This is a genomic window from Candidatus Marifrigoribacter sp. Uisw_064 (assembly GCF_047730175.1).
Classification (GTDB): domain Bacteria; phylum Bacteroidota; class Bacteroidia; order Flavobacteriales; family Flavobacteriaceae; genus Marifrigoribacter.
This window is the reverse complement of sequence record NZ_CP159833.1, coordinates 1,458,733-1,482,284: the sequence shown is the minus strand read 5'-3', so window position 1 is coordinate 1,482,284 and position 23,552 is coordinate 1,458,733. Positions and strand designations below refer to the sequence as shown.

The 23,552-nt window shown below is 33.0% G+C and carries 20 protein-coding genes and 1 pseudogene; 8 read left to right on the top strand and 13 right to left on the bottom strand.

Translation table 11 applies throughout. From position 1 onward, the window contains the following. Positions 1-8: 8 nt before the first annotated feature. A complete protein-coding gene (gdhA, locus tag ABXT64_RS06695) occupies positions 9-1,352 on the bottom strand; it encodes an NADP-specific glutamate dehydrogenase (RefSeq protein WP_443632161.1) in 1,344 nt (447 codons plus the stop codon). A gap of 156 nt (positions 1,353-1,508) precedes the next feature. On the opposite strand from gdhA, the gene ABXT64_RS06690 reads away from it, so the two are divergent. Then, positions 1,509-2,315 (top strand): THC0290_0291 family protein, encoded by an 807-nt coding sequence (locus ABXT64_RS06690; protein ID WP_443632160.1) that lies wholly within the window; start codon positions 1,509-1,511, stop codon positions 2,313-2,315. Positions 2,316-2,393: 78 nt separating this feature from the next. Here the strand turns inward: ABXT64_RS06690 and ABXT64_RS06685 are convergent. Next, positions 2,394-3,532 (bottom strand): annotated as a pseudogene (locus ABXT64_RS06685) (trans-sulfuration enzyme family protein). 147 nt (positions 3,533-3,679) lie between these two features. Here ABXT64_RS06685 and ABXT64_RS06680 point away from each other — a divergent pair. The 6 genes from ABXT64_RS06680 to ABXT64_RS06655 all read left to right on the top strand — a co-directional run bounded on the left by ABXT64_RS06680 (position 3,680) and on the right by ABXT64_RS06655 (position 12,562). Further along, a complete protein-coding gene (locus ABXT64_RS06680) occupies positions 3,680-4,435 on the top strand; it encodes a PdaC/SigV domain-containing protein (RefSeq protein WP_443632159.1) in 756 nt (251 codons plus the stop codon). A gap of 158 nt (positions 4,436-4,593) precedes the next feature. Next, positions 4,594-5,583 carry an aspartate-semialdehyde dehydrogenase gene (locus ABXT64_RS06675; RefSeq protein WP_443632158.1) on the top strand — a complete coding sequence of 330 codons (990 nt, stop codon included), beginning with the start codon at positions 4,594-4,596 and terminating at the stop codon, positions 5,581-5,583. Positions 5,584-5,750: 167 nt separating this feature from the next. Further along, positions 5,751-6,857, top strand: coding sequence for a hypothetical protein (locus ABXT64_RS06670; protein ID WP_443632157.1), 1,107 nt, complete (start codon positions 5,751-5,753; stop codon positions 6,855-6,857). 25 nt (positions 6,858-6,882) lie between these two features. After that, positions 6,883-8,493, top strand: a complete 1,611-nt coding sequence (locus ABXT64_RS06665) for an FG-GAP-like repeat-containing protein (RefSeq protein WP_443632156.1) — start codon at positions 6,883-6,885, stop codon at positions 8,491-8,493. 178 nt (positions 8,494-8,671) lie between these two features. Further along, the gene (locus tag ABXT64_RS06660) at positions 8,672-10,276 is read left to right on the top strand and encodes an FG-GAP-like repeat-containing protein (protein ID WP_443632155.1); all 1,605 of its coding nucleotides are present in this window, start codon (positions 8,672-8,674) and stop codon (positions 10,274-10,276) included. A 123-nt stretch (positions 10,277-10,399) separates the two neighbouring features. Next, on the top strand, positions 10,400-12,562 hold the full coding sequence (locus ABXT64_RS06655; RefSeq protein WP_443632154.1) for a prolyl oligopeptidase family serine peptidase: 2,163 nt from the start codon (positions 10,400-10,402) through the stop codon (positions 12,560-12,562). Positions 12,563-12,695: 133 nt separating this feature from the next. Here ABXT64_RS06655 and ABXT64_RS06650 read toward each other — a convergent pair whose 3' ends face one another. The 8 genes from ABXT64_RS06650 to pdxA all read right to left on the bottom strand — a co-directional run bounded on the left by ABXT64_RS06650 (position 12,696) and on the right by pdxA (position 19,306). Continuing rightward, positions 12,696-13,154, bottom strand: a complete 459-nt coding sequence (locus tag ABXT64_RS06650) for a 3-oxoacyl-ACP synthase (RefSeq protein WP_443632153.1) — start codon at positions 13,152-13,154, stop codon at positions 12,696-12,698. Continuing rightward, positions 13,135-13,833: a monofunctional biosynthetic peptidoglycan transglycosylase gene (gene mtgA / locus ABXT64_RS06645; protein WP_443634930.1), complete on the bottom strand. Its 699-nt coding sequence runs from the start codon at positions 13,831-13,833 to the stop codon at positions 13,135-13,137. Before mtgA ends, ABXT64_RS06650 begins: the two co-directional genes overlap by 20 nt. 236 nt (positions 13,834-14,069) lie before the next feature. After that, positions 14,070-15,428, bottom strand: a complete 1,359-nt coding sequence (accC, locus tag ABXT64_RS06640; RefSeq protein ID WP_443632152.1) for an acetyl-CoA carboxylase biotin carboxylase subunit — start codon at positions 15,426-15,428, stop codon at positions 14,070-14,072. A gap of 76 nt (positions 15,429-15,504) precedes the next feature. Further along, positions 15,505-15,987, bottom strand: coding sequence for an acetyl-CoA carboxylase biotin carboxyl carrier protein (accB, locus tag ABXT64_RS06635; RefSeq protein ID WP_443632151.1), 483 nt, complete (start codon positions 15,985-15,987; stop codon positions 15,505-15,507). 30 nt (positions 15,988-16,017) lie between these two features. After that, the gene (locus ABXT64_RS06630; protein WP_443632150.1) at positions 16,018-17,016 is read right to left on the bottom strand and encodes a beta-ketoacyl-ACP synthase III; all 999 of its coding nucleotides are present in this window, start codon (positions 17,014-17,016) and stop codon (positions 16,018-16,020) included. Positions 17,017-17,188: 172 nt separating this feature from the next. Then, positions 17,189-17,386 carry a 50S ribosomal protein L32 gene (rpmF, locus tag ABXT64_RS06625; RefSeq protein ID WP_443632149.1) on the bottom strand — a complete coding sequence of 66 codons (198 nt, stop codon included), beginning with the start codon at positions 17,384-17,386 and terminating at the stop codon, positions 17,189-17,191. A gap of 8 nt (positions 17,387-17,394) precedes the next feature. Then, entirely contained in the window at positions 17,395-17,940 is a 546-nt protein-coding gene (locus tag ABXT64_RS06620) for a YceD family protein (protein WP_443632148.1), read from the bottom strand. 295 nt (positions 17,941-18,235) lie between these two features. After that, positions 18,236-19,306 carry a 4-hydroxythreonine-4-phosphate dehydrogenase PdxA gene (gene pdxA, locus ABXT64_RS06615; RefSeq protein ID WP_443632147.1) on the bottom strand — a complete coding sequence of 357 codons (1,071 nt, stop codon included), beginning with the start codon at positions 19,304-19,306 and terminating at the stop codon, positions 18,236-18,238. A 59-nt stretch (positions 19,307-19,365) separates the two neighbouring features. Here pdxA and ABXT64_RS06610 point away from each other — a divergent pair, with 59 nt between their 5' ends. Beyond that, entirely contained in the window at positions 19,366-19,956 is a 591-nt protein-coding gene (locus ABXT64_RS06610; RefSeq protein ID WP_443632146.1) for a riboflavin synthase, read from the top strand. Here the strand turns inward: ABXT64_RS06610 and ABXT64_RS06605 are convergent. From ABXT64_RS06605 to ABXT64_RS06595, 3 genes are all read right to left on the bottom strand, one after another. Next, positions 19,937-20,164, bottom strand: coding sequence for a hypothetical protein (locus ABXT64_RS06605; protein ID WP_443632145.1), 228 nt, complete (start codon positions 20,162-20,164; stop codon positions 19,937-19,939). The two genes, ABXT64_RS06610 and ABXT64_RS06605, sit on opposite strands and share 20 nt — an antisense overlap. A 217-nt stretch (positions 20,165-20,381) precedes the next feature. After that, the gene (locus ABXT64_RS06600) at positions 20,382-22,757 is read right to left on the bottom strand and encodes a GumC family protein (RefSeq protein ID WP_443632144.1); all 2,376 of its coding nucleotides are present in this window, start codon (positions 22,755-22,757) and stop codon (positions 20,382-20,384) included. Beyond that, complete coding sequence (locus ABXT64_RS06595) at positions 22,754-23,518, bottom strand: polysaccharide biosynthesis/export family protein (protein ID WP_443632143.1); 765 nt, start codon at positions 23,516-23,518, stop codon at positions 22,754-22,756. Before ABXT64_RS06595 ends, ABXT64_RS06600 begins: the two co-directional genes overlap by 4 nt. Positions 23,519-23,552: the final 34 nt, after the last annotated feature.

Below are 23,552 nucleotides of genomic sequence, written 5' to 3'. Positions count from 1 at the left end.
AATAGATGTTATACCACTCCTTGTGCCAGCATAGCATCTGCAATTTTTACAAAACCAGCAACATTTGCACCTCTTACATAATCCACATAGCCATCACCATCTTTACCATATTTCACACATGCAGTATGGATATCATGCATAATAGTTTGTAATTTTTCATCCACCTCTTGTGAAGTCCAACTTAAACGCAATGAATTTTGTGACATTTCAAGCCCTGAAGTTGCAACACCTCCAGCATTAGAGGCTTTACCAGGAGAAAATAACATTTTATTTTCATGGAATACAGCAATTGCATCTGGTGTACAAGGCATATTAGCTCCTTCAGCAATACACATACAGTCATTACTTGCTAATGTTTTAGCTTCATCTTCATTAAGTTCATTTTGTGTAGCACAAGGTAAAGCTATATCGCAATTAATTCCCCAAGGTCTTTGACCTTCAAAGAATTTTGCAGAAGGGTATTTAGTTACATATTCACTAACCCTACCTCGCTTCACATTTTTAAGATTCATTATAAAATCTAATTTTTCCTTATTAATTCCTTCTTCATCATATATATAACCAGAAGAATCTGACATAGTAACAACTTTTCCTCCAAATTCAATTACTTTCTCAACTGCAAATTGTGCTACGTTTCCAGAACCAGAAACAACCACAGTTTTTCCATCAAAACTTTCACCTTGAGTTTCTAGCATATCTTTCGCAAAATATACCGTTCCATATCCTGTCGCTTCAGGACGTATTAATGATCCTCCAAAAGAAAGACCTTTTCCTGTAAGTACTCCAGTGAATTCATTTCTTAAACGTTTGTATTGACCAAACATATAACCAATTTCACGTCCACCAACACCTATATCTCCAGCTGGAACATCTGTATTTGGCCCTATATGTCTAGATAATTCTGTCATAAAGCTTTGACAAAAACGCATTACTTCAGAATCAGTCTTTCCTTTCGGGTTAAAATCTGATCCCCCTTTTCCACCACCCATAGGAAGTGTTGTAAGACTATTTTTAAATACTTGCTCAAAACCAAGAAACTTTAAAATACTTAAGTTAACAGAAGGATGAAATCTTAAGCCACCTTTATAGGGCCCAATTGCTGAATTAAATTCAACACGGTATCCTTTATTAACATGTATTTCTCCTTGATCATCTGTCCAAGCAACTCTAAACATAATTGTACGCTCTGGCTCTACCATGCGCTCAAGCAGCTTTTTGTTTTGATACATTTCGTTTTCCTCGATAAAAGGAATTACGGTTTCTGCTACTTCTGTAACGGCTTGAATAAATTCAGGCTCATTAGGATTCATTTTTTCAACTTTAGAAATGAAATCTGTTATACTTTCTTTCATAGGTAAAAATTTAATAGAAATGTTATCGTTAATCAAGGTGCAAATATAAAAAATGTGTTTCTATTTTTTTTTAAATATGCTAAATATCTCTAATATATTTCACTGTTAAATATGTTTTTATATATTTGTTACGTCTCAAACTAAACCTATACTAATATGAATGCCAGAATATTGTTATTGGTGTTACTATTTATTTTCTTTTCAAAACAAGAAGCCCACAGTCAGTTCGGCTTTTCTCATGAAGTAGGAATCATAACAGGTCCCGTCGTTTTTTACTCAGATTTTGGCCAACGAAGTAATTTTGAAACCAATGCAGGAAACGTTGGTTTTGGAATCGGTCTAATACATTTTATGAATTTTGCTTACAGAGCAGACTGTAACTGTTATACGCGCGATAAATATTTCAACGATCATTTCAAAGTAAGAAATGAAATAGATTACCACAAAACAAATCTAGGTCACTTTGGAAGATGGGTAGACCCTAGTGAAACCAGTTTATTTGCGGATAAATTAAGAGCTATGAAAGGTTCTACCGCTGTTTTTGATATAGGCTCTCAAATTGAATACTACCCTTTTAGTATTCGTAATTTTCAATCTGGTTCTGCAACACACAAAATAGCCCCTTTTATAAGTTTAGGAGTTCATTGGGTTAATTTTGATCCAGAAATTTATTCAGACTTAGGTCCTTTAAACACCCCTGTTTCAACTCCAGATAAATATCTTGGAGCTTTTCAACAAGAAGCTGATAACACATGGTCTGTTGTTGCTAGTGTAGGTATTCGATACAAATTAACTCCAATGAGTGATTTAATGTTGGACGGTAGATGGCAGTATTATTTTTCTGATTGGGTAGATGGTTTAAACCCTTCTATCGACAATAATGATGGCGTAGCAGTTCCTGAGAACAAAGCAAATGAATGGATTTATTGGTTAAATTTTGGGTATATCTATTACATAGATTAAATCAAGCCTGTATATAAAATAAAAAAGCCGTCTTTTTAAGACGGCTTTTTTATTCATCGCTATTTTATTTTACAAGAACTATCCTATAGCTTGTCTTAAATCTTCGATTAAATCTTCTTCATCTTCAATACCCACACTTAATCTAATTAAAGAATCTACCACACCCGTTTTTTCTCTTTCTTCTTTTGGAATACTTGCATGTGTCATACTTGCTGGATGTCCTGAAAGACTTTCAACACCTCCTAAACTTTCAGCTAGTGTAAATATTTTTAAATTCTCTACTATTTTAATAGCTTTATTATAATCATTCCCTTTAGTTACAAAAGAAATCATTCCACCAAAATCATCCATTTGATCTTTTGCTATTTCATGATTTGGATGACTTTCAAATCCAGGCCAGTATACCTTTTCAATTTTTGGATGATGTACTAAATAGTTTGCAACTGCTTTACCATTTTCACAATGCCTTTGCATACGAACATGTAAGGTTTTAATACCTCTAAGCATTAAAAAACTATCTTGTGGTCCACATATACCACCGCTTGCATTTTGAATAAAATATAATTGATCTGCTAGCTCTTTTTCTTTAACCACAAGGGCTCCCATAACAACATCACTGTGACCTCCAAGATATTTTGTAGCACTATGCATTACAATATCAGCTCCTAGATCTAAGGGTCTTTGTAAGTAAGGTGTTGCAAAAGTATTATCCACAGCTAATAGTATCTCATGCTTTTTAGCAATTTCAGCTGCAGATTTAATATCAATAATATTTAACATTGGATTCGTTGGTGTTTCAATCCAAATAAGCTTTGTGTTTTCGTTTACATATTCCTCAATCTTAGAAGCATTTTCCATTCCTATAAAATGAAACTTTACCCCAAAGCTTTCATAGATTTTAGTGAACAAACGGTACGTACCTCCATATAAATCATTGGTAGACACTACCTCATCACCATGTTTTAATAATTTCATTACCGCGTCTATTGCAGCCAATCCACTACCAAAAGTCAAACCATAATTTCCATTCTCTAAGCTAGCAAATGATTTTCTAGTGCCGATCTGGTAGGATTATTTGTCCTTGAATATTGAAAACCTTTATGGCCTCCAGGAGTTGATTGTGCACACGTAGTGGTTTGATAAATTGGAGGCATTACAGCTCCATATGCCTTATCATGTTCCTGACCTCCATGTATAGTTTTTGTATTAAATTTCATTTTCTAAGTATTTAAAAAAAAACTTAATAGTTTCAATTGTGAATTTGATCAATTTTATAATTCCATTAGGATTCATATTTATTTTAATAAAAATAATTAATTTTGAAAACAATTCTTAAAGGGTATTAATCGTTGTACTTTTAACTTATGAATACAAAACTTTCCATGTTTATTTTAGTTATGACTTTTTTTATAAGTTGTAATAAAGATACCCATGTTTTTACTTCTGAAACTATTACTGAAGTATTTAATGGTAATTGTAAAGCCGAAACTTGTCCTGAGGTTTCAGTTGATTATATAATTTTAAAAGGGAATAAGCCTATTTCAAAAAAAATAAATTCCTCCATACATAGCTTCATTATAAATTCATTAGAATTAGAAGATTCTATCAATCCTCAAAGTGAAACTATTGTAGAAGCAGCTAATAATTTTCTACTGAATTATGAAAAAGATAAAGCTGAATTTCCTGATCTAATTTCTGAATACTTCGCTGAAATTTCGGTATGTCAAACCTACTCGACTAATTCATTATTAAGTTTCGAACTTCAACAATATATCTTTACAGGAGGAGCCCATGGTTATGGTTCTATTACTTTTTTAAATTGTAATACAACAAATGGGGAACAACTTTCAACAAAAGAGATTTTTAAAAATGAAAAGGAATTTCGTGATTTTGTAGAAATATTATTCAGAAAAGAATACAGTATTTCTTCAAATGAATCAATTAACTCCTCAGGGTTCTGGTTTGAAAACGACACTTTTCATTTACCCGAAACTATTGGATTTTATGAAGAAGAAGTTATCATTTTATACAATCAATATGAAATTGCTAGTTATGTTTCTGGACCTATTGAACTAACGATTCCGCTAGAGGATGTTTTGCCTTATATGGCAATTGATTAACATATTATTTTAATAATATGTGTTATTATTTGGAGGCTATCTCGTATTTTTGACAAAAATTATCTTTTATGAAACGAGCATGCTAAAAAAATTATCCCCCAAGGGAATGATTAATAGCGAACAGCATGTGACAATTAAAAAACAATAAATATAAACACATGAAAATTGCAGTTGTAGGCGCAACAGGAATGGTAGGAGGAGTGATGCTTAAAATTCTTAAAGAAAGAAATTTCCCTATTTCAGAACTACTTTTAGTTGCTTCTCAAAAATCAATTGGGAAGAAAATCTTATTTAATGGTGCCGAACATAGGCTCATTAGTATAGAAGATGCTATTAAAGCGCAACCTCAATTAGCAATTTTTTCAGCGGGAGGGAATACTTCATTAGAATGGGCTCCAAAATTTGCTGAAGTTGGAACGACTGTAATCGATAATTCTTCCGCCTGGAGGATGGATCCTTCAAAAAAGCTTATTGTCCCCGAAATTAATGCGCATGTTTTAACTTCAGAAGATAAAATTATTGCAAACCCAAATTGTTCTACGATACAATTGGTCATGGCATTAGCTCCACTTCATAAAAAATATAGAATGAAACGAGTGGTGGTTTCTACTTATCAATCCGTTTCAGGAACAGGTGTAAAGGCAGTAAATCAATTAGAAAATGAAATGAAAGGGATAAAAGATGAAATGGCATATCCCTATCCTATTCATAAAAATGCACTTCCTCATTGCGATGACTTTGAAGCTAATGGATATACAAAAGAAGAAATGAAATTGGCTAGAGAACCTCAAAAGATTCTTGATGACAGAACATTTTCTGTGACAGCAACTGCTGTTAGAATACCTACTTCTTACGGTCATAGTGAATCTGTAAATGTAGAATTTGTAAATGATTTCGAATTAAGTGAAGTTAGAACGATACTTCACAATGTAGCAGGAATCACAGTTCAAGATAATACTGACACAAACACTTATCCAATGCCTATATATGCTCATGAAAAAGATGATGTATTCGTAGGTCGATTAAGAAGGGATGAAACCCAAGAGAATACTTTAAACATGTGGATTGTAAGTGATAACTTAAGAAAAGGGGCCGCTACAAACGCTGTTCAAATCGCAGAATACCTTGTTTCAAATAGTTTATTATAGATAGACTAATTGTTTTGACTATTTACCATAGACTTCTAATTAATAGGCTAATATCCCAAATGTTTGCTATTTTTTGCTATTTTTGATTTCTTTTGTAAGAAAAAGAGTAGGGTTTTTACCGAATTAACTGTTATATAGAGAACTCTAACACCAATTTAACACAAAGTATGGCGAAAAAATACTTTTTTAATTTTATTGTTTTTATTTTAATGATTGCTTTTATCAGTTCATGTAAGTCTGATGATGATTATGAGGATGAGTATATTGAAATTATTGAAGTTGAAGAAATTTCTCCCGTTGTATTTAATATTGACGAAGTTCCTTATCCAAAACTTTCAGATTACAATTTCTTTGATGGCTTAATGTCTAATCAAGATCCTGTTTATGGTGTATTACCTTTTAGACTCATTAACAAGTTATTTACAGATTATGCCAAAAAGCAACGATTTATTTGGATGCCAGATGATGTTTCAGCTAATTATGTAAATGACCATACAGTACTAGATTTTCCTATAGGAACAACATTGATCAAAACTTTTTATTACGAAAATGTTCTTCCTGATAATAATAAAAATATTATTGAAACAAGGTTAATGATTAAGAAAGAAGAAGGGTGGATTTTCGCAAATTATATTTGGAATGAAGATCAAACTGAAGCTGATTTTGATCTTGTAGGTGGTTTTGCAGATCTAGAGTGGGATTTAGAGGGTACTACAAGAAGTGTCCATTATAGAATTCCCTCACAAAGCGAGTGTTTTACTTGTCATAAATCAGAAGTTAATAATACTCCTATTGGTCCTAAACCTCAAAATTTAAATTCAGAATATCCATATGAGGATGGAACTAAAAACCAACTTCAAAAATTAATTGAAATGGGTTATTTAGAGAATAATCTCCCAGAAACAATTTATACTGTCCCTAAATGGGATGATACATCATTAGATCTTAATGAAAGAATGAGAGGTTACACAGACATTAACTGTGCACATTGTCATTACGATTTTGGTCATTGTGATTATAGGCCTATGAGATTTGCCTTTAATTTAACATCTGACGATATTAATTTAGGGGTTTGTGTTGACTCAGATACCGATATATTTGATAAAACAAAAATAGTAGAACCGTCTAATTTAGATAACTCAATACTTTATTATAGATTTAGCACAATCGAAGAAAATTATAGAATGCCTTTGCTAGGGCGTTCACTAGTTCATGAAGAGGCAGTTGAACTAGTTGAAGAGTGGATAAATTCACTCGACATATCTTGTAACTAATTTACTAACTTAAAACAATTATATTATGAAAAGAATTATTTCCCTGATGATGTTTTGCTTATGTGTGAGCTTGGTCTCTGCACAAGTAGACTTCACAACACAAAACATTTCTACAGTAGGAAGCACAAGAGCTGTAGTAGATATGAACAATGATGATTTAGATGATGTTGTATCTGTTTCTTCATCAAATGTTAACGTTAACTATCAACAAGAGGATGGTACTTTTATAGTTGCTAACATTCCAACTACAGCAGCAGATAATACTGCTTCATGGAGTATGGCAGCTGCAGATTATGACAGTAATGGATTTACTGATTTATTATATGGAGGTGGATCTGGTGTTACATTTATGAGAGCAAATAATTCTGGTACTGGATTTACAGAAATTTCTGGTCCTGAATACGTATTCTCTCAAAGAAGTAATTTTGTTGACATTAATAATGATGGTCACTTAGATGCATTTGTATGTCATGATGTAGCTCCTAATGTTTATTATATTAATGATGGTAGTGGTAATTTATCATATATTCAAGGTGGTTTAGGTGATTATCCTTCAGGTGGTAACTACGGTTCAGTTTGGATTGATTATGATAACGATGGTGATATGGATATGTTTCTCGCTAAATGTGGTGGAGAAGAAGCAAGAAGAACGAATCAAATGCTCACAAATAATGGAGATGGTACTTTTACAGAAAATGCATTAGAATTAGGTTTAGCTGATCCAATGCAAACATGGTCTTCTGCTTGGGCAGATTTTGATAATGATGGTGATATGGATGTATTTGTAGGTGCAAGTACAGGATCTCATAAAATGATGATGAACAATGGAGATTTAACATTTACAGATGTTACTGCTACATCAGGTGTAGGAACTGTAAGTCAAACAGGTATTGAAAATGTTACTTATGACATGGACAATGATGGAAATCTGGATATCGTTTCTAACGGAAACATTCTTTACGGAAACGGAGATTTAACTTTTTCTCCCGTAGATTTTAATGCAATCCCAAGTGGGTGTTTTGGAGATTTAAATAATGATGGTTTTGTAGATGTTTCTGGTGGAAGTACTTTATACATGAATAATGGTAACGCTAATAACTGGATGACTATCACAACAAGAGGAATTGGTCCAGATTTAGGGGGAAGTAATTTAAATGGAATTGGAGCAAGAATTGAAGTTGTTACAGCTTCTGGTTTAAAAATTAGAGATGTACGTATTGGAGAAGGTTTTGGAAACTCAAGTACGCTTAACACACATATTGGTTTAGGTACAGATGATGAAATTTCAACAATTACTATTAACTGGCCATCTGGTATAGTTGATGTAATTTATGATCCTGCAATTAATGAAAAAGTAATTTATGTTGAAGGAGAAAATCCTGCTCTTGGAGTTGGTGATAATAATGTAAATAACCTTATTGTATATCCAAACCCAACTACAGAAAGACTTAATTTAAGTGTTACTGAAGGTTTTGATACTGCTATTTATATGATTTATGACGTAAATGGTAAAAGAGTTTTAAACGGTAAGTTAGAATCAGAAAGTATTGATGTTTCTAATCTTAGCACTGGAAGCTATATCTTACGTTTCATCAACGATGGAAATGTAAGAATCCAAAAATTTATAAAAAATTAATTTCTATTTCAAATAGATTTTAGAAAACATATTACAAAAGCTCCTTTTAAAGGGGCTTTTGTTTTTTAAGAATAGTGTTCATTTATATCCTTTTACCTAAGAAAATTATTCCAATTAGGATTTCTAATTTGTTTAGTATAGTTTTATAAGTGAAAAACAACCAATTAAAAAAAAAACTATGAAAAAAATTATTTTATTACTCGTTTTATGCATTTTCATTAATGAAGTGTCTGCGCAGGTCACTTTCACCAACGAAAGTATTTCAATTGTTGGTTCTGAAAGAGCTGTGGTAGATATGAACGGTGATAACCTTGATGATATTGTTTCAGTAAGTTCTTCAAATGTAAATGTACATTACCAACTAGAAGGTGGTGGATTTAACACCGTAAATATTCCAACAACTGCTGCAGATAATACTGCTTCATGGAGTATGGCAGCTGCTGATTATGACGGTAATGGGTTTACCGATTTATTGTATGGAGGTGGATCTGGGGTTACATTTATGAGAGCAAATAATTCTGGTACTGGATTTACAGAAATATCTGGCTCTGAATATGTATTCTCTCAACGATCTAACTTTGTTGACATAAACAACGATGGTCATTTAGATGCATTTGTATGTCATGATGTGGCTCCTAATGTATATTATATTAATGATGGTAGTGGTAACTTAACTTATAATCAAGGTGGTTTAGGTGATTATTCTTCAGGAGGGAACTACGGTTCTGTTTGGATTGATTATGATAATGATGGTGATTTAGATATGTTTATCGCAAAATGTGGTGGAGAAGAAGCAAGAAGAACAAATCAAATGCACACAAACAACGGAGATGGAACATTTACAGAAAATGCTTTAGATCTAGGCTTAGCAGATCCAATGCAAACTTGGTCTTCTGCTTGGGGGGATTTTGATAACGATGGTGATATGGATGTTTATGTAGGAGCTAGTTCAGGGTCTTCAAAATTTATGAGAAACAACGGTGATAATACTTTTACAGACATAACTGTAAGTGCAAACGTTGGAAGTATTGAAACTGGTATCGAAAGTTGTACTTATGATTTTGATAACGACGGTTATCTTGACATTGCCTCTAATGGAGATATTTCTTTTGGTAATGGAGATTTAACTTTTGGGAATCCAGTTGGTAATGAAATTCAATCAGGAAGTTTTGGAGACTTAAACAATGATGGTTTTGTAGATAGTTTTGATAACGGAACAATTAACTGGAATGATGGTAATGCTAATAACTGGTTAACAATTACTACAAGAGGAATTGGTCCTGATTTAGGAGGAAGTAATCTTAATGGTATTGGTGCTAGATTAGAATTAGTTACTTCTTCTGGTGTACAAATTAGAGATGTAAGAATTGGTGAAGGATTTAGAAACTCAAGTACTTTAAACACTCATTTTGGAATTGGTGCTGATACTGAAATTACTTCATTAACTATTAACTGGCCTTCAGGAATTGTTGATGTTTATAATGATGTAACTATTAACCAAGTAATTAAATTTGTTGAAGGAGAAACCATTTTAGGACTTAATGACAATGAAGTAAATGATTTAATTGTTTACCCAAATCCAACAACTGAAAGACTTAACTTAAGTGTTGCCTCTGGATTCGATAATGCTGTTTATATGATTTATGATGTAAATGGAAGAAAAGTTTTAGGCAGTAAACTAGTAGGTAGTAGCATTGATGTTTCTAACTTAAGTACTGGAAACTATGTATTACGTTTCATCAGTGATGGAAATATAAAAATCCAAAAATTTGTAAAAAATTAAATAAATAAAATAGTATGAATACCTAAAAGAGCCTCTAAATAGAGGCTCTTTTATTTGTGTTAATTTTACAAAATCATACATTTAAAAAAATAGTATTTTTACAATTTAATAGAGTTGCTTATTATGAAAAAGATTATTCCATCCCTTTTATGTGTATTTCTATTTAATTCCTCTAATATAAAAGCGCAAATACCAACCACTCAAGTGAAATATCCATTAACAAAAAAAGCAGATACTGTTACAAATTATTTTGGCACCGAAGTTAAAGATCCTTATCGTTGGCTTGAAGATGATAGAAGTAAAGAAACTGAAAATTGGGTAAAATCTCAAAATGAAACCACTTTTGGTTATTTGGATAATATCCCTTTTCGAAATGAATTGAAAGAACGTCTTTCTGCTCTTTGGAATTACGAAAAAGTAGGCGCTCCATTTAAGGAAGGTGATTATACTTATTTTTACAAAAATAACGGTCTTCAAAATCAATATGTGATTTATCGTTATAAAACGGCCGATGATTCCGCTACGGCAGAAATCTTTTTAGACCCTAATACTTTTAATAAAGAAGGCACTATTTCCTTAGGAAATATGAGCTTTTCTGAAAACGGTAAAATTGCAGCTTATAGTATTTCTGAAGGAGGAAGTGATTGGAGGAAAGTATTGATAATGAATACTGAAACTAAAACAATCATAGAAGATACTTTAGTAGATATAAAATTTAGTGGCCTTTCTTGGAAGAAAAACGACGGCTTTTACTACTCTAGTTACGATAAACCTAAAGGAAGTGAGCTTTCTGAAAAAACAGATCAACACAAGTTATATTACCATCAATTAGGAACTTCTCAAAAAGAGGATCTACTTATTTATGGTGGAACTGATTCAGAAAAACATAGATATGTTGGAGGATATCTTAGTGAAGATAATCGTTATTTAATGGTAAGCGCAAGTGTATCTACTTCGGGAAACAAAATATTTTTAAAAGATCTTTCAAAAGAAAACAGTGAATTTATCCCCCTTTTAAATCATACTGACAGTGATTCCTATATTATTGAGAATGTAGGTTCAAAATTATTTATTGTTACTAATTTAAATGCCCCAAATAAAAAAATTGTTACGGCAGATGCATCAGACCCTAGACCAGAAAACTGGGTTGATTTTATCCCAGAAACAGAACATGTTTTATCTGCATCCAAAGCAGGAGGAAGTTTTTTTACTGAATACATGGTAGATGCAGTATCTAAAGTGCTACAATATGACTATGATGGAAAATTAATAAGAGAAGTAAAATTACCAGGTGTAGGAAGTGTTGGTGGAAATTATGGAAAAAAAGAAGATTCCGAAGTGTATTATTCTTTCACAAATTACGTGACACCTGGAAGTATTTATAAATATGATATTGAGAAAGGGACTTCAAACTTATATAAAAAATCCAACATAGATTTTAATTCAGATAATTATGTAAGCGTTCAAGTATTTTATAGTTCAAAAGATGGAACAAAAGTACCTATGATTATCACTCATAAAAAAGGGATACAACTAGACGGTAATAATCCAACGATTCTTTATGGCTATGGAGGTTTTAATATTTCCCTTACTCCAGGATTTAGTATTACCAATGCTGTTTGGATGGAACAAGGTGGCATTTATGCAGTGCCTAATCTGCGTGGTGGTGGAGAATACGGAAAAGAATGGCACAAAGCGGGCACCAAATTAAAAAAGCAAAATGTGTTTGATGATTTTATTGCTGCAGCTGAATATTTAATTGAAAATAAATATACTTCTAGTGACTTTTTAGCAATTCGAGGAGGTTCTAATGGAGGTCTTTTAGTAGGTGCAACCATGACGCAACGTCCCGATTTAATAAAAGTAGCACTACCTGCCGTAGGAGTTTTAGACATGTTACGATATCATACATTTACTGCAGGTGCAGGTTGGGCGTATGATTATGGAACTTCGGAAGACAACAAAGAAATGTTTGATTATTTAAAGGGGTATTCTCCTTTGCACAACATAAAAAAAGGTGTTGAATATCCAGCGACTTTAGTTACCACAGGAGATCATGATGACCGTGTAGTACCAGCCCATAGTTTTAAGTTTGCTGCCGAATTGCAATCAAAACAATCTGGGAAAAATCCAACATTAATTAGAATTGAAACAGATGCAGGTCACGGAGCTGGAACTCCAGTTTCAAAAACTATTGAACAATATGCAGATATTTTTGGGTTTACTTTATATAATATGGGCTTTAAAGTATTGCCTGAAAATATAATAGGTGAGATTAAAAAATAAATCTTTTTTACCGCACCAATAAACATATAGAAGTATATGTTTCACAAGATAATGAAAATGCTTTTAAGGTTGCCAACCATATAGCTATGATATTATACATTGAAGTATATGATGCAACTAATTAATAGGGTTTTTATTCAATAGCTACAACTTCTATTTTATCATTATGAAACACAAAGAAATCCCCTTTTTGTTTTCCTAGTAAGAGAATTCCTATAGGAGCATTAGGAGCGATACAGAAATAATCTTTTTTCTGAAGACTAAATTTTCCAGCAGAAATGCTTAAAAAATACGTTGCTTGAGTCGTAGTCACTAGACTTCCTAAATGTATAAATCCAGAAGGTTTGTTAATTTGCACTCGCTTAAGAGATTGCTCCACTTTTTCAATTTCCTTTAATTGATGACCTGCATTTTCCCTTTCAATTTGAAGCATGGCTCTTCCCGTTTCATGTTTATCGCCCGCGCTACTTTTAGACTCTTCCTCTAATGCTATTTTAATATTTGATACCGTCTTATTTATACGTTGATGTCTTTCCACAATCCATAAAAAACAATGTTCTAATAATTTCTCTTTAATCTCTTTTGCTTTCATCTGTTTCTTTTAATGTGAAAGGCCCATAGTTTCTCATTTGCTGAAGTATCCATTTTTTTCTTTTTGAAATATAATTTGATTGAGGGTTTGCTTTAAATCGTATTGGGTTTGGCAAAATTGCAGCAATTGCAGCTGCCTGATTTTTCGAGAGATTCTTAGCTTTAGTGTTAAACCAATATTGTGAAGCAGCTTCCGCACCAAAAACTCCTTCCCCCATTTCGATACTATTTAAATATACCTCTAAGATACGCTCTTTACTCCAAAAAGTCTCTATTAAAAAGGTAAACCAAGATTCGAATCCCTTACGCAACCAACTTCGTTGAGGCCATAAAAAAACATTCTTTGCAGTTTGTTGTGAGATAGTACTTGCTCCTTTTAATTTTTTTCCTTCGCTATTATTTAAATAGGCTTTTTTAATTGCATCTACATCAAAACCTCGATGCTTCATAAAGTTTTGGTCTTCTGAACAAATTACAGCCAATTGTAATACTTTAGAAATATCTTCTATGTTTTTCCATTCATGTTTTATATCGTAGGCCTTGTTTGATTTAACCTTTTGTATAACCATTAAGGGAGTATAACTTACAGAGATATACTTATATGCTAAAACCCAAGCAATACTTAATAGTATAAACCAGAGGAGTGTTTTAAAAATGAAACGAAAGAGTTTTTTGATAATTTTTATTTGTTAGTATCTATAGAAAGTGAAAAATAGTAAAATATTGTTTACATGATGTAAAATGCGTTAGGGATTAAAACGGCATCCTTTTTGTCTTTTCGAGTATTATGCTTTAGCATAATGTATCGAGAAGTAAAAAAAGATATAGTGGAAAGCCCGACCTTCTTGAAGTTTTTCTGAAAGAAAGTAACGCCAAAAAAAAACTCCGAATCATTTACATTCGGAGTTTCTAATTTTTATTCTTCATCTTCTACTGGATCATCCATTACAAAATCATCCATAAATGCGGTAGTATAATTTCCAGAAATATATCTAGGGTCATTCATTAATTGTCTATGAAAAGGAATGGTAGTTTTTATTCCTTCGATAACAAATTCGTCTAGTGCACGTTTCATTTTATTAATCGCTTCCTCACGAGATTGTGCGGTTGTGATTAATTTTGCAATCATAGAATCATAATTAGGTGGAATCGTATAGCCAGCATAGACATGAGTGTCTAAACGTATTCCATGACCGCCTGGAGCATGTAAAACTGTTATCTTCCCGGGTGACGGGCGGAAGTTGTTATATGGATCTTCAGCATTGATACGACATTCTATTGAATGTAATTTTGGCGTATAGTTTTTTCCAGAGATTGGCACACCTGCAGCCACTAGAATTTGTTCACGGATTAAGTCAAAATCGATCACTTGCTCGGTAATAGGATGTTCCACCTGAATTCGAGTATTCATTTCCATAAAATAGAAATTACGATTCTTATCTACCAAAAATTCTACGGTACCTGCACCTTCATATTTTATGTATTCGGAGGCTTTTACTGCAGCCTTACCCATGTCCTTTCTCAATTTATCGGTCATAAAAGGGCTTGGAGTCTCTTCTGTAAGTTTCTGATGACGTCTTTGGATAGAACAATCTCTTTCACTTAAATGGCATGCTCTTCCGGTACTATCACCAACAATTTGAATTTCAATATGACGTGGTTTTTCAATTAACTTCTCCATGTACATGTCATCATTTCCAAAAGCTGCTTTACTTTCTTGCCTTGCCGATTCCCATGCATCTTGAAGTTCATCTGCTTTCCATACAGCTCTCATTCCCTTACCACCACCACCTGCACTAGCTTTCAACATTACCGGGTAACCTGTTTTCTTTGCAACTTTTATACAAGTTTCAAAATCAGGAATCACTCCTTCACTTCCAGGAACACAAGGAACTCCAGCTTCAATCATGGTAGTTTTTGCCATGGCCTTATCTCCCATTCTATCGATCATGTCTGGCGAAGCTCCAATAAACTTAATATTGTGTTCATCACATATTTTCGAAAATTTGGCATTCTCTGATAGAAATCCATATCCAGGATGAATAGCGTCTGCATTGGTAATTTCTGCTGCGGCAATAATGTTCGAGATTTTTAAATAACTCTCACTACTCGCTGCAGGTCCAATACAAACAGCTTCGTCTGCAAAACGAACATGTAAACTTTCTTCGTCTGCTTTTGAGTACACTGCGACAGATTTAATTCCCATCTCTTTACAAGTTCGAATAATCCTTAGTGCAATTTCTCCTCTATTTGCTATTAATATTTTTTTAAACATACTTTAAAAATTTTCAAACCTTAATCATCAATTACTATAATTAGTAATTGAATTTTGGGATTTGGGGTTTGATAATTTATGATGGATCTACTAAAAATAATGGTTGATCAAATTCTACTGGAGAAGCATCATCAACTAATACTTTTATTATTTTACCTGAAATTTCACTTTCAATTTCATTAAAAAGTTTCATTGCTTCAATGACACATAAAACATCACCGTCTTTTATGGTATCTCCTACCTCAACAAAAGCAGGTTTATCTGGAGATGATTTTCTGTAAAATGTCCCAATGATTGGAGACTTAATGGTTACATATTTAGCATCTTCATCAGCTTCTGTTTCTAATGGTTTATCAGCAGCAACATCTACATGCGGTACCATAGCTTGAGGCTGTAAAGCTCCCATAGCAGGTACTTGTTGTATATAAGTTGTGTCCGTTTTTCCGTGGTTATCTCCAGTTCTAATGGTGATTTTTATATCTTCCATTTCAAGTTTTACTTCAGTGGCACCAGATCTTGCCACAAACTTGATTAAATTTTGGATGTCTTTAATATTCATATCAGTTAGTTTAATTCTTAATTGTTGTTGTTATTCTGAATCGTATGCCCATGTAAGGTATATTGATCCCCAAGTAAATCCTCCTCCAAAAGCAGCAAAAACTATTTTGTCTCCTTTTTTTAATACTTTTTCATAGTCATAAAGACATAATGGAAGTGTTGCTGAAGTTGTGTTTCCATACTTATGAATATTCTTCATCACTTTTTCATCTGGAAGTTCCATTCTTCTAGATGTTGCCTCAATAATTCTGTTATTTGCTTGATGCGGAACTAACCAGGCAATATCATCACCTGTAATATTGTTGCGCTCTAATATTTTTTCACTCACATCTGCCATATTAGAAACGGCAAATTTAAAAACAGTTCTTCCGTCCTGGTAAACAAAATGTTGTTTATTATCAATTGTTTCGTGTGATGGAGGCAATAAGGAGCCACCCGCATCTATTTTAAGATGAGGTCTTCCACCACCATCTGTTCTTAAATATTCATCTTGAACTCCATAGCCCTCATGATTAGGTTCAAAAAGGGCAGCACCAGCTCCGTCGCCAAAAATAATACAAGTTGATCTATCAGTGTAATCTATTATAGAGGACATTTTATCTGCGCCAATTAAGAGTACTTTTTTATAACGACCCGACTCTATATATTTTGCGGCTGTAGACATGCCAAACAAGAAACTTGAACAGGCTGCCATTAAATCGTATGAAAATGCATTTATTGCTCCAATTTCTGTAGCTACATAAGCTCCAGTAACTGCAACAGGCATATCTGGAGTAGTTGTAGCCATGATAACCATGTCTATCTCGGCTGGATCTACTTTACTCTTAGTCAATAGATCTTTAGCTGCCTGAATTGCAAGAAAGGAAGTACCTTTATCTTTATCTTTTAATATTCGACGTTCCTTAATACCAGTTCGCGCTGTTATCCATTCATCATTAGTATCTACCATTGATTCCAAAATTTGGTTGGTAAGTACGAAATCAGGAACATATCCTCCTACAGCTGTAATCGCTGCTGTAATTTTACTCATAAACTTGAATTAAAATCTACAAAATGAGGGGAACGCCCCCAAAAGTGATGAAAAATACTAATAATTCATCAAAAACAAGTACAAAGTAAGTAGTTTTTCTATTTAAAGAAAGTTAAAAATAAAAAACTCTCACATTTCTGTGAGAGTTTATATTTTTAAAAATCATAAAAACCTATGCTTCTACTTCTTCTACTGCATCAATTACAATTTGACCACGATAGTATAATTTACCTTCATGCCAGTGAGCCCTGTGATACAAATGAGACTCACCTGTAGTAGGGTCTGTAGCAATTTGTGGGGTTGTCGCCTTGTAATGAGTTCTTCTTTTATCTCTTCTAGTTCTTGAGATTTTTCTTTTAGGATGTGCCATTACTTATATTATTTGTCCGTTAATAGATTCTTTAATGTGTCCCATCTTGGGTCCGTTTTATTGCCTTTAGACTCAGTATCTTCATTACTTTGTTTTGGGCGCAATTCTTCGAGTTTAGCAAGTATATCTGAATTTAATGTTCCGTCTTCAATTCCTGGATGGATTCTTCTTGATGGCATTGCCAAAACTATAGACTCATATATATATTGCTGAATATTTACTTCATAACTACCATGTGGTATTATTAATAAATCTTCATTCTCATTATCAAATGAATCTCCAAACTTTACTACAAAGTGATATTTTCCAGATAATTCTTGGTTATAAGGCTCATTTGTAATATCACAATTTACATTTACATTTCCTGAATAAGAAAGTGTAAACTCTAATAAAGTTGATTTTTTTTCAAGAAGTACATCGAGTTTAATGTCTACGTCATTATAATCTTCATACTCTAAATTCTCAAAGAACGATTTACTTATATTATAGTCAAACTCGTGTTCACCTACCTTTAAACCCGCAAATGGGAGAGTAAATTCTTTCAATTCCTTCATAATCACACGCCTGTTTAACGTAATAGCCTTACAATTAAGGCGGGTGCAAAGATAAAAAATTATTTGAATAGCAAATTAGTTTTAGCAATTCTTTTTTTGAATAAATTAAATCCTTGCTAACTCAGTATTATAAGTCATTCAAAAAGAATATTGAGATATAAATCATTTCAAAAGCTACATCAATATCATAATTCCATCCTATTCATGTTATAAAATTACATGAACTTTCTATCGCATTAAGGATTGTTGATTTGCAAAACAGTCAACTTGATGCTAAATGATGAATATTGTCATTTTAATTTTGCCAATTCCTTTTAGCACCTATATTAGGTATAGAAACTTTTAAAGGGTTTTCGGAGATTTCGCTGTACTCATTTCTCTTTTTAAATATCTCAATTGCTTTGTAAACGGCTTCTCTAAAGGATTCGTGATTGGCTAAGTTTTTTCCTGCAAGATCAAAAGCAGTACCATGATCTGGAGAGGTTCTGATTTTATTTAATCCTGCTGTATAATTTACCCCATTTCCAAACGATAATGTTTTAAATGGAATTAATCCTTGGTCATGATAAGAAGCGATGACTGCATCAAACTGTTTATAATTTCTAGATCCAAAAAAACTATCTGCAGCGTAAGGCCCATACACCAATTTTCCTTTAGTACGTATTTTTTCTAGAGTAGGGATCATAATTGTATCATCTTCATCACCAATAACTCCATTGTCACCATTATGAGGATTGATTCCTAATACAGCTATCTTAGGCTTTATAATTCCGAAATCTTTAATTAATGAATCATGAATTGTTTGAATTTTATTTTCAATTAGTTCGGTAGTAATATGTGAAGCTATATCTTTCAACGCTACATGATCGGTTAATAGCCCAACTCTTAAACTATTAGATATCATTAACATTAGGCTATTGCCTTCTAATTCTTGCGCTAAATAGTCTGTATGTCCTGGAAAGTTAAAAGATTCAGATTGAACATTCGATTTATTAATAGGAGCTGTAACTAAAACATCTATTTCTCCATTTTTCAAAGAACTTACCGCTGCCTTAAGTGATTTAATTGCATAATCTCCCATTACAGGATCTTCAGTTCCAAGTTCAATGCTAACGTTTTCTTTCCAAACATTTAAAACATTTATTTTTTGATGAATTAATGACTTCACATCATCTATTCCGTTGAAATTACAATTTATATTATATAGTTTTTTATACGCCGAAATTAATTTACCTGACGCAAATATGACAGGAGTGCAAAATTCTAAGATTCTTGAATCTTCAAATGTTTTTAATACAACCTCACTACCAATTCCATTTAAATCTCCAATTGATATACCAACAACTATTTTTCTTTGCTTATTCATGCTTGACCGTGACTCTTAATATTTGTATTTTTGTAGTACAAATGTAATTAATTGAAAACATGTTTACAGGAATAATTGAAACAATAGGAGAAATTAGCAGTATAGTTCATGATGACGGTAATTTACACCTCGAAATTAAAAGTAAGATATTTTCAGAATTGAAGATAGATCAAAGTGTTTCACATAATGGTGTTTGTTTAACTGTTGTTGAAATTAAGCCAGAAAGTTATGTGGTAACTGCTATTAAAGAAACCCTTGATAAGTCTAATTTGAATACTGTTTCAGTAGGAGATATTGTTAATTTAGAACGCGCAATGGTGTTAGGAAATAGACTAGATGGCCACTTGGTTCAAGGACATGTTGATCAAACAGGAGTTTGCATTGAAGTAAAAGAAGCCGATGGCAGTTATTATTATACTTTTAAATATAATGATGATTATAAAAACATAACAATTGAAAAAGGATCGATTACTGTTAATGGAGTTAGTTTAACAGTTGTTAATTCGAAGGAAAACGAATTTAGTGTAGCTATTATACCTTATACGTATGAACACACAAACTTTAAAGATTTTAATGTAGGCACACTTGTTAATTTAGAATTTGATGTTATAGGAAAATACTTGCAGAAGCTTAGTCAAGCTTACTTTTAGCCTTCATGTTTTTAAAAGCTACATAGCACCCTAAGATTAATCCAGCACAAATCAGTACAATAATACTCTTATCTAATGGTAATTCTGGAGTTCTTTGTGAAGTAGGCGATGGTGGTCCTGAGCCAGCGTTTGAACGCTGTGCAAGCATATTGGCACTTGTTCCGAGGAAGAGTACCCATGTTAATATTTTAACGATTTGGGATCGCATAATGATCGACTAAAGTAATACTTTTTTTAAACATAAACATAAAAGGTGATAATTTAAAGTAATTACACGCTATTTATTACTAGTAACGCTGTTAATTTATTGACTCTGCATATACAACAGTATTAGTAATAGCGACATAAAATCGCGATTAATGATTAAAGGGCTTCACTTTTAGAAACCTAACTCCCGGCACTATGTATTGTTTATAACACTCTTTTTATTTATTAAATATTTTATCCTTCCAAGATCGTTTAAATGTATCCTCACTATAGCCATAACCATACCCATAGTTATAACCATACCTAGATCTTTTATTAATACCTACCCGATTAATAACATAGCCCATATTCTTTAGCTTTTTATTCTTTGCTAAAGAATTGGCATGCTCTAGTAAAATCTTTTCCGTATAATTTGCTCGGGTAATGTAAATGGTAGCGTCTGCAAATTTAGAAATAAGAAGGGTATCGGTAACCGAGATGGTAGGTGCCGTATCTACAATAATATAATCGTATCGTGTCCTAGCTTCTTCTAACAATACTTCAAAACGTCCATTAGTTAATAAATTTGGGGGGTTAGGAGGAATTACACCAGAAATTAAAGTGTCGTGACCAGGGTGCTCACTAAACCCTTTTATTAAAGCTCCTTTCCATTCAAAGTTAGGATCGTGTAAGTAATTGGACAAACCAGGTAAATGTTTATCTATTTCAAGATAACTATGTACTTGAGGGTTTCTTAAATCGGCACCTATCAATAATACTTTTTTATTTAAACTCGATAATGCTAAAGATAAATTCAAGCTTACAAACGTTTTACCCTCCCCTTTAATGCTAGAAGTACAATAGACCACACTTCCTTTACCCTCTTCTTTAAAGGATAGTATATAGTTTGTGTTAGAACTTAATATCCGAAACGATTCTGCCAATATTGAACGATCGTTAGGATTGCTAAATATAGTATTGGTCCCTTCTTTAATTGTAGGGATTTCTCCAACCACTGGAATATCAGATATTGATTTTTCGATATCTTCTTTACCATGTATTTTGTTGTCTAAAAGAAACATCACATACAAAATTCCAAAAGGAATTATTAAGCCCAATAAAAGAGCTACTAAATATATAATCTTAGGCTTGGGTGAAACGGGTAAGGATCCAGAGAGGGCATATTCTACCACCTTAACAGAAGGCTCTGTGACCGCCAAACTAATAGATGCTTCTTCTCTTTTTTGAAGTAATAATAAAAACAGACTTTCTTTAATTTTTTGCTGGCGATTAATCGCTCGTAATAATTTTTCCTTCTGGGGCAAGTTGTAAACTTCAGATTTAAATTTTTTATCCCGAGAGGCTAATTGCCTTTGTGAAAGTTGTAGCTGATTCCTGTAGACTTTTAAAGAGCTGTCTATGTTTGCTCGTAAATCAAGCAGTTGTAACTGTAATTGTCTTACGATTGGGTTATTAACGCCACCACTACCGATTAGTTTTTCATTGTCGAGTAGGGCGGTATTGTATGTTTCGATTAAGGTATTAATTGCACTGCTCTCTAAACCAAAATTAGCAGGTAATAACTTACTTTTTGTATTGGGGTCATTGATGGCATCTTCTAGTAATTGCGATAAGGCCAACTGGTTTTCGATGCGAAAGACTTCGTCATCTGCTTGTGCTCCTTTTTTTAGGCTTAATTGTGTGTCTGCCTCAATATACACCAAGTTGTTTTCTTGTTTAAAATCTTTTTTATCCGACTCTATGGAGTCTAACTCTTCCGATAAAAAAATAAAACGATCATCAATAAATTCTAAGGTACGTTTTGAGATTAGCTGGCGGTCTTGGATTCCATCTTCATTAAAAGCATTGAGAATCGCATTGAGAATCTTTTCGGATCTTGAAGCACTTTCTCCTTCCATACGCAGTTCTACAATGTCACTCTTCTTACCTACAGAATTTACCTCAAGGGAGCTCTTTAAATTAAGAACGGCATTCTTTATCGTTTTTATATGCACATTATATTGTTTGCCTATACACAAGGCAAGCTCTTCAGGGTTTTCTATCTTTATTTGAAAGGGTAGGCTATGTTGGGTTATATTGGTGTCATGGTTTGCAAACAGGGTGGTGGAATCTGTTTTAAAATCATAAATTTCAAAGGCACTTGGCGTCACGCTAATGTTGAAACTTCCTGTTGTAGATACACTATCAACCCCAATAATTCGCCTATAGCTAAAGGGCAGGGTATCTAGTTGTGAAGTTTGAATGCTCCCTTCTTCATAAAAAACATGACTTAGTTGTAGCTCTTTTTCTACTTTCTTTAAGATCCTGTATGAACTAAGAATTTCAATTTCATTTTCCAAGTTGACATTAGAGCTGTTAAATAACAACTCGTCCATGGGTAAATTTAAACCCTTGCCTTCGTTTAAAATTTTTATCTTGGCCGTAGTTTCATATACCTTAGCGGTATAGCGCAGGTATAAAAAACTGGCTGTGGCACATAGCATTAGGCTTAGTATAAACCAGGGCCAATATCGCAAATACTCTGTAATTGCTTGTTTTATATCGATGGTATTTTCCTCTTCCATAATAAGATATGGTGACTGTTGTTCTTTCATAAGGTATTAATTAATATGATGCTGCTTAATAGTAAGGATGCAATAGCCACAAAGCTTGATGAATTACCAAAAAATCCTGCACTTTTTACTTTTGCTCCATTGGGATTGACCATAATCACATCGTTGGGTTTTATTAAATAATAGGGGCTTTCTAACCAATTAGATTGGGTTAAATCTAAATGTGCAATGGTTCGGACACCATCTATTTCTCTAATTAAAAGCACGTCGTTTCGTTCTCCATTAATGGTTAAATCTCCTGCTAGACCAAAGGCTTGTAGGAGGTTGATGTTATTTTCGGTAAACGTATAGGTACCGGGTATTTTTACTTCTCCTAAAATAGTCACTTTGGCATTTAAAAGCCGAACATTTACACTGGGGTTGACCAAATGCCCACCTGTTTCTAAACGGTTAATTAAGTCTGTTTCCAGCTGGACTACCGTTTTATTTGCCACTGAAACCTCTCCTAGTATAGGAAACGAAATGGTTTGCTCTAAAGACACCAAATACCCTTCCAGTTGCATCATTTCAATGCTATTAGTTTGAACCATTGTTTGGCTTATCCTATTATATGGTATGGCCGTTTCCGGCACCAAAGCGCCCACCGTTATTTTTAAAATATCATTGGGCTGTAGGCTTGGATTAGTAAACTTGACTTCTGAATTGTTATATGCATTGATGTCTTGCATATAAAGCATTTCTTTTTTGGTCTTACAAGACTGCAAAAAAACGAGGAGTAAAAGTCCTAAAAATTTAACTTTCATAGATTAATATTTAAGGGGTTGTAAATATACTTTG

What these genes read in the sequence shown, in the direction of transcription:
- gdhA (WP_443632161.1), bottom strand. Translation starts at nt 1,352, where the DNA reads ATGAAAGAAAGTATAACAGATTTCATTTCTAAAGTTGAAAAAATGAAT.
- ABXT64_RS06690 (WP_443632160.1), top strand. Translation starts at nt 1,509, where the DNA reads ATGAATGCCAGAATATTGTTATTGGTGTTACTATTTATTTTCTTTTCA.
- ABXT64_RS06680 (WP_443632159.1), top strand. Translation starts at nt 3,680, where the DNA reads ATGAATACAAAACTTTCCATGTTTATTTTAGTTATGACTTTTTTTATA.
- ABXT64_RS06675 (WP_443632158.1), top strand. Translation starts at nt 4,594, where the DNA reads ATGAAAATTGCAGTTGTAGGCGCAACAGGAATGGTAGGAGGAGTGATG.
- ABXT64_RS06670 (WP_443632157.1), top strand. Translation starts at nt 5,751, where the DNA reads ATGGCGAAAAAATACTTTTTTAATTTTATTGTTTTTATTTTAATGATT.
- ABXT64_RS06665 (WP_443632156.1), top strand. Translation starts at nt 6,883, where the DNA reads ATGAAAAGAATTATTTCCCTGATGATGTTTTGCTTATGTGTGAGCTTG.
- ABXT64_RS06660 (WP_443632155.1), top strand. Translation starts at nt 8,672, where the DNA reads ATGAAAAAAATTATTTTATTACTCGTTTTATGCATTTTCATTAATGAA.
- ABXT64_RS06655 (WP_443632154.1), top strand. Translation starts at nt 10,400, where the DNA reads ATGAAAAAGATTATTCCATCCCTTTTATGTGTATTTCTATTTAATTCC.
- ABXT64_RS06650 (WP_443632153.1), bottom strand. Translation starts at nt 13,154, where the DNA reads ATGAAAGCAAAAGAGATTAAAGAGAAATTATTAGAACATTGTTTTTTA.
- accC (WP_443632152.1), bottom strand. Translation starts at nt 15,428, where the DNA reads ATGTTTAAAAAAATATTAATAGCAAATAGAGGAGAAATTGCACTAAGG.
- accB (WP_443632151.1), bottom strand. Translation starts at nt 15,987, where the DNA reads ATGAATATTAAAGACATCCAAAATTTAATCAAGTTTGTGGCAAGATCT.
- ABXT64_RS06630 (WP_443632150.1), bottom strand. Translation starts at nt 17,016, where the DNA reads ATGAGTAAAATTACAGCAGCGATTACAGCTGTAGGAGGATATGTTCCT.
- rpmF (WP_443632149.1), bottom strand. Translation starts at nt 17,386, where the DNA reads ATGGCACATCCTAAAAGAAAAATCTCAAGAACTAGAAGAGATAAAAGA.
- ABXT64_RS06620 (WP_443632148.1), bottom strand. Translation starts at nt 17,940, where the DNA reads ATGAAGGAATTGAAAGAATTTACTCTCCCATTTGCGGGTTTAAAGGTA.
- pdxA (WP_443632147.1), bottom strand. Translation starts at nt 19,306, where the DNA reads ATGAATAAGCAAAGAAAAATAGTTGTTGGTATATCAATTGGAGATTTA.
- ABXT64_RS06610 (WP_443632146.1), top strand. Translation starts at nt 19,366, where the DNA reads ATGTTTACAGGAATAATTGAAACAATAGGAGAAATTAGCAGTATAGTT.
- ABXT64_RS06605 (WP_443632145.1), bottom strand. Translation starts at nt 20,164, where the DNA reads ATGCGATCCCAAATCGTTAAAATATTAACATGGGTACTCTTCCTCGGA.
- ABXT64_RS06600 (WP_443632144.1), bottom strand. Translation starts at nt 22,757, where the DNA reads ATGAAAGAACAACAGTCACCATATCTTATTATGGAAGAGGAAAATACC.
- ABXT64_RS06595 (WP_443632143.1), bottom strand. Translation starts at nt 23,518, where the DNA reads ATGAAAGTTAAATTTTTAGGACTTTTACTCCTCGTTTTTTTGCAGTCT.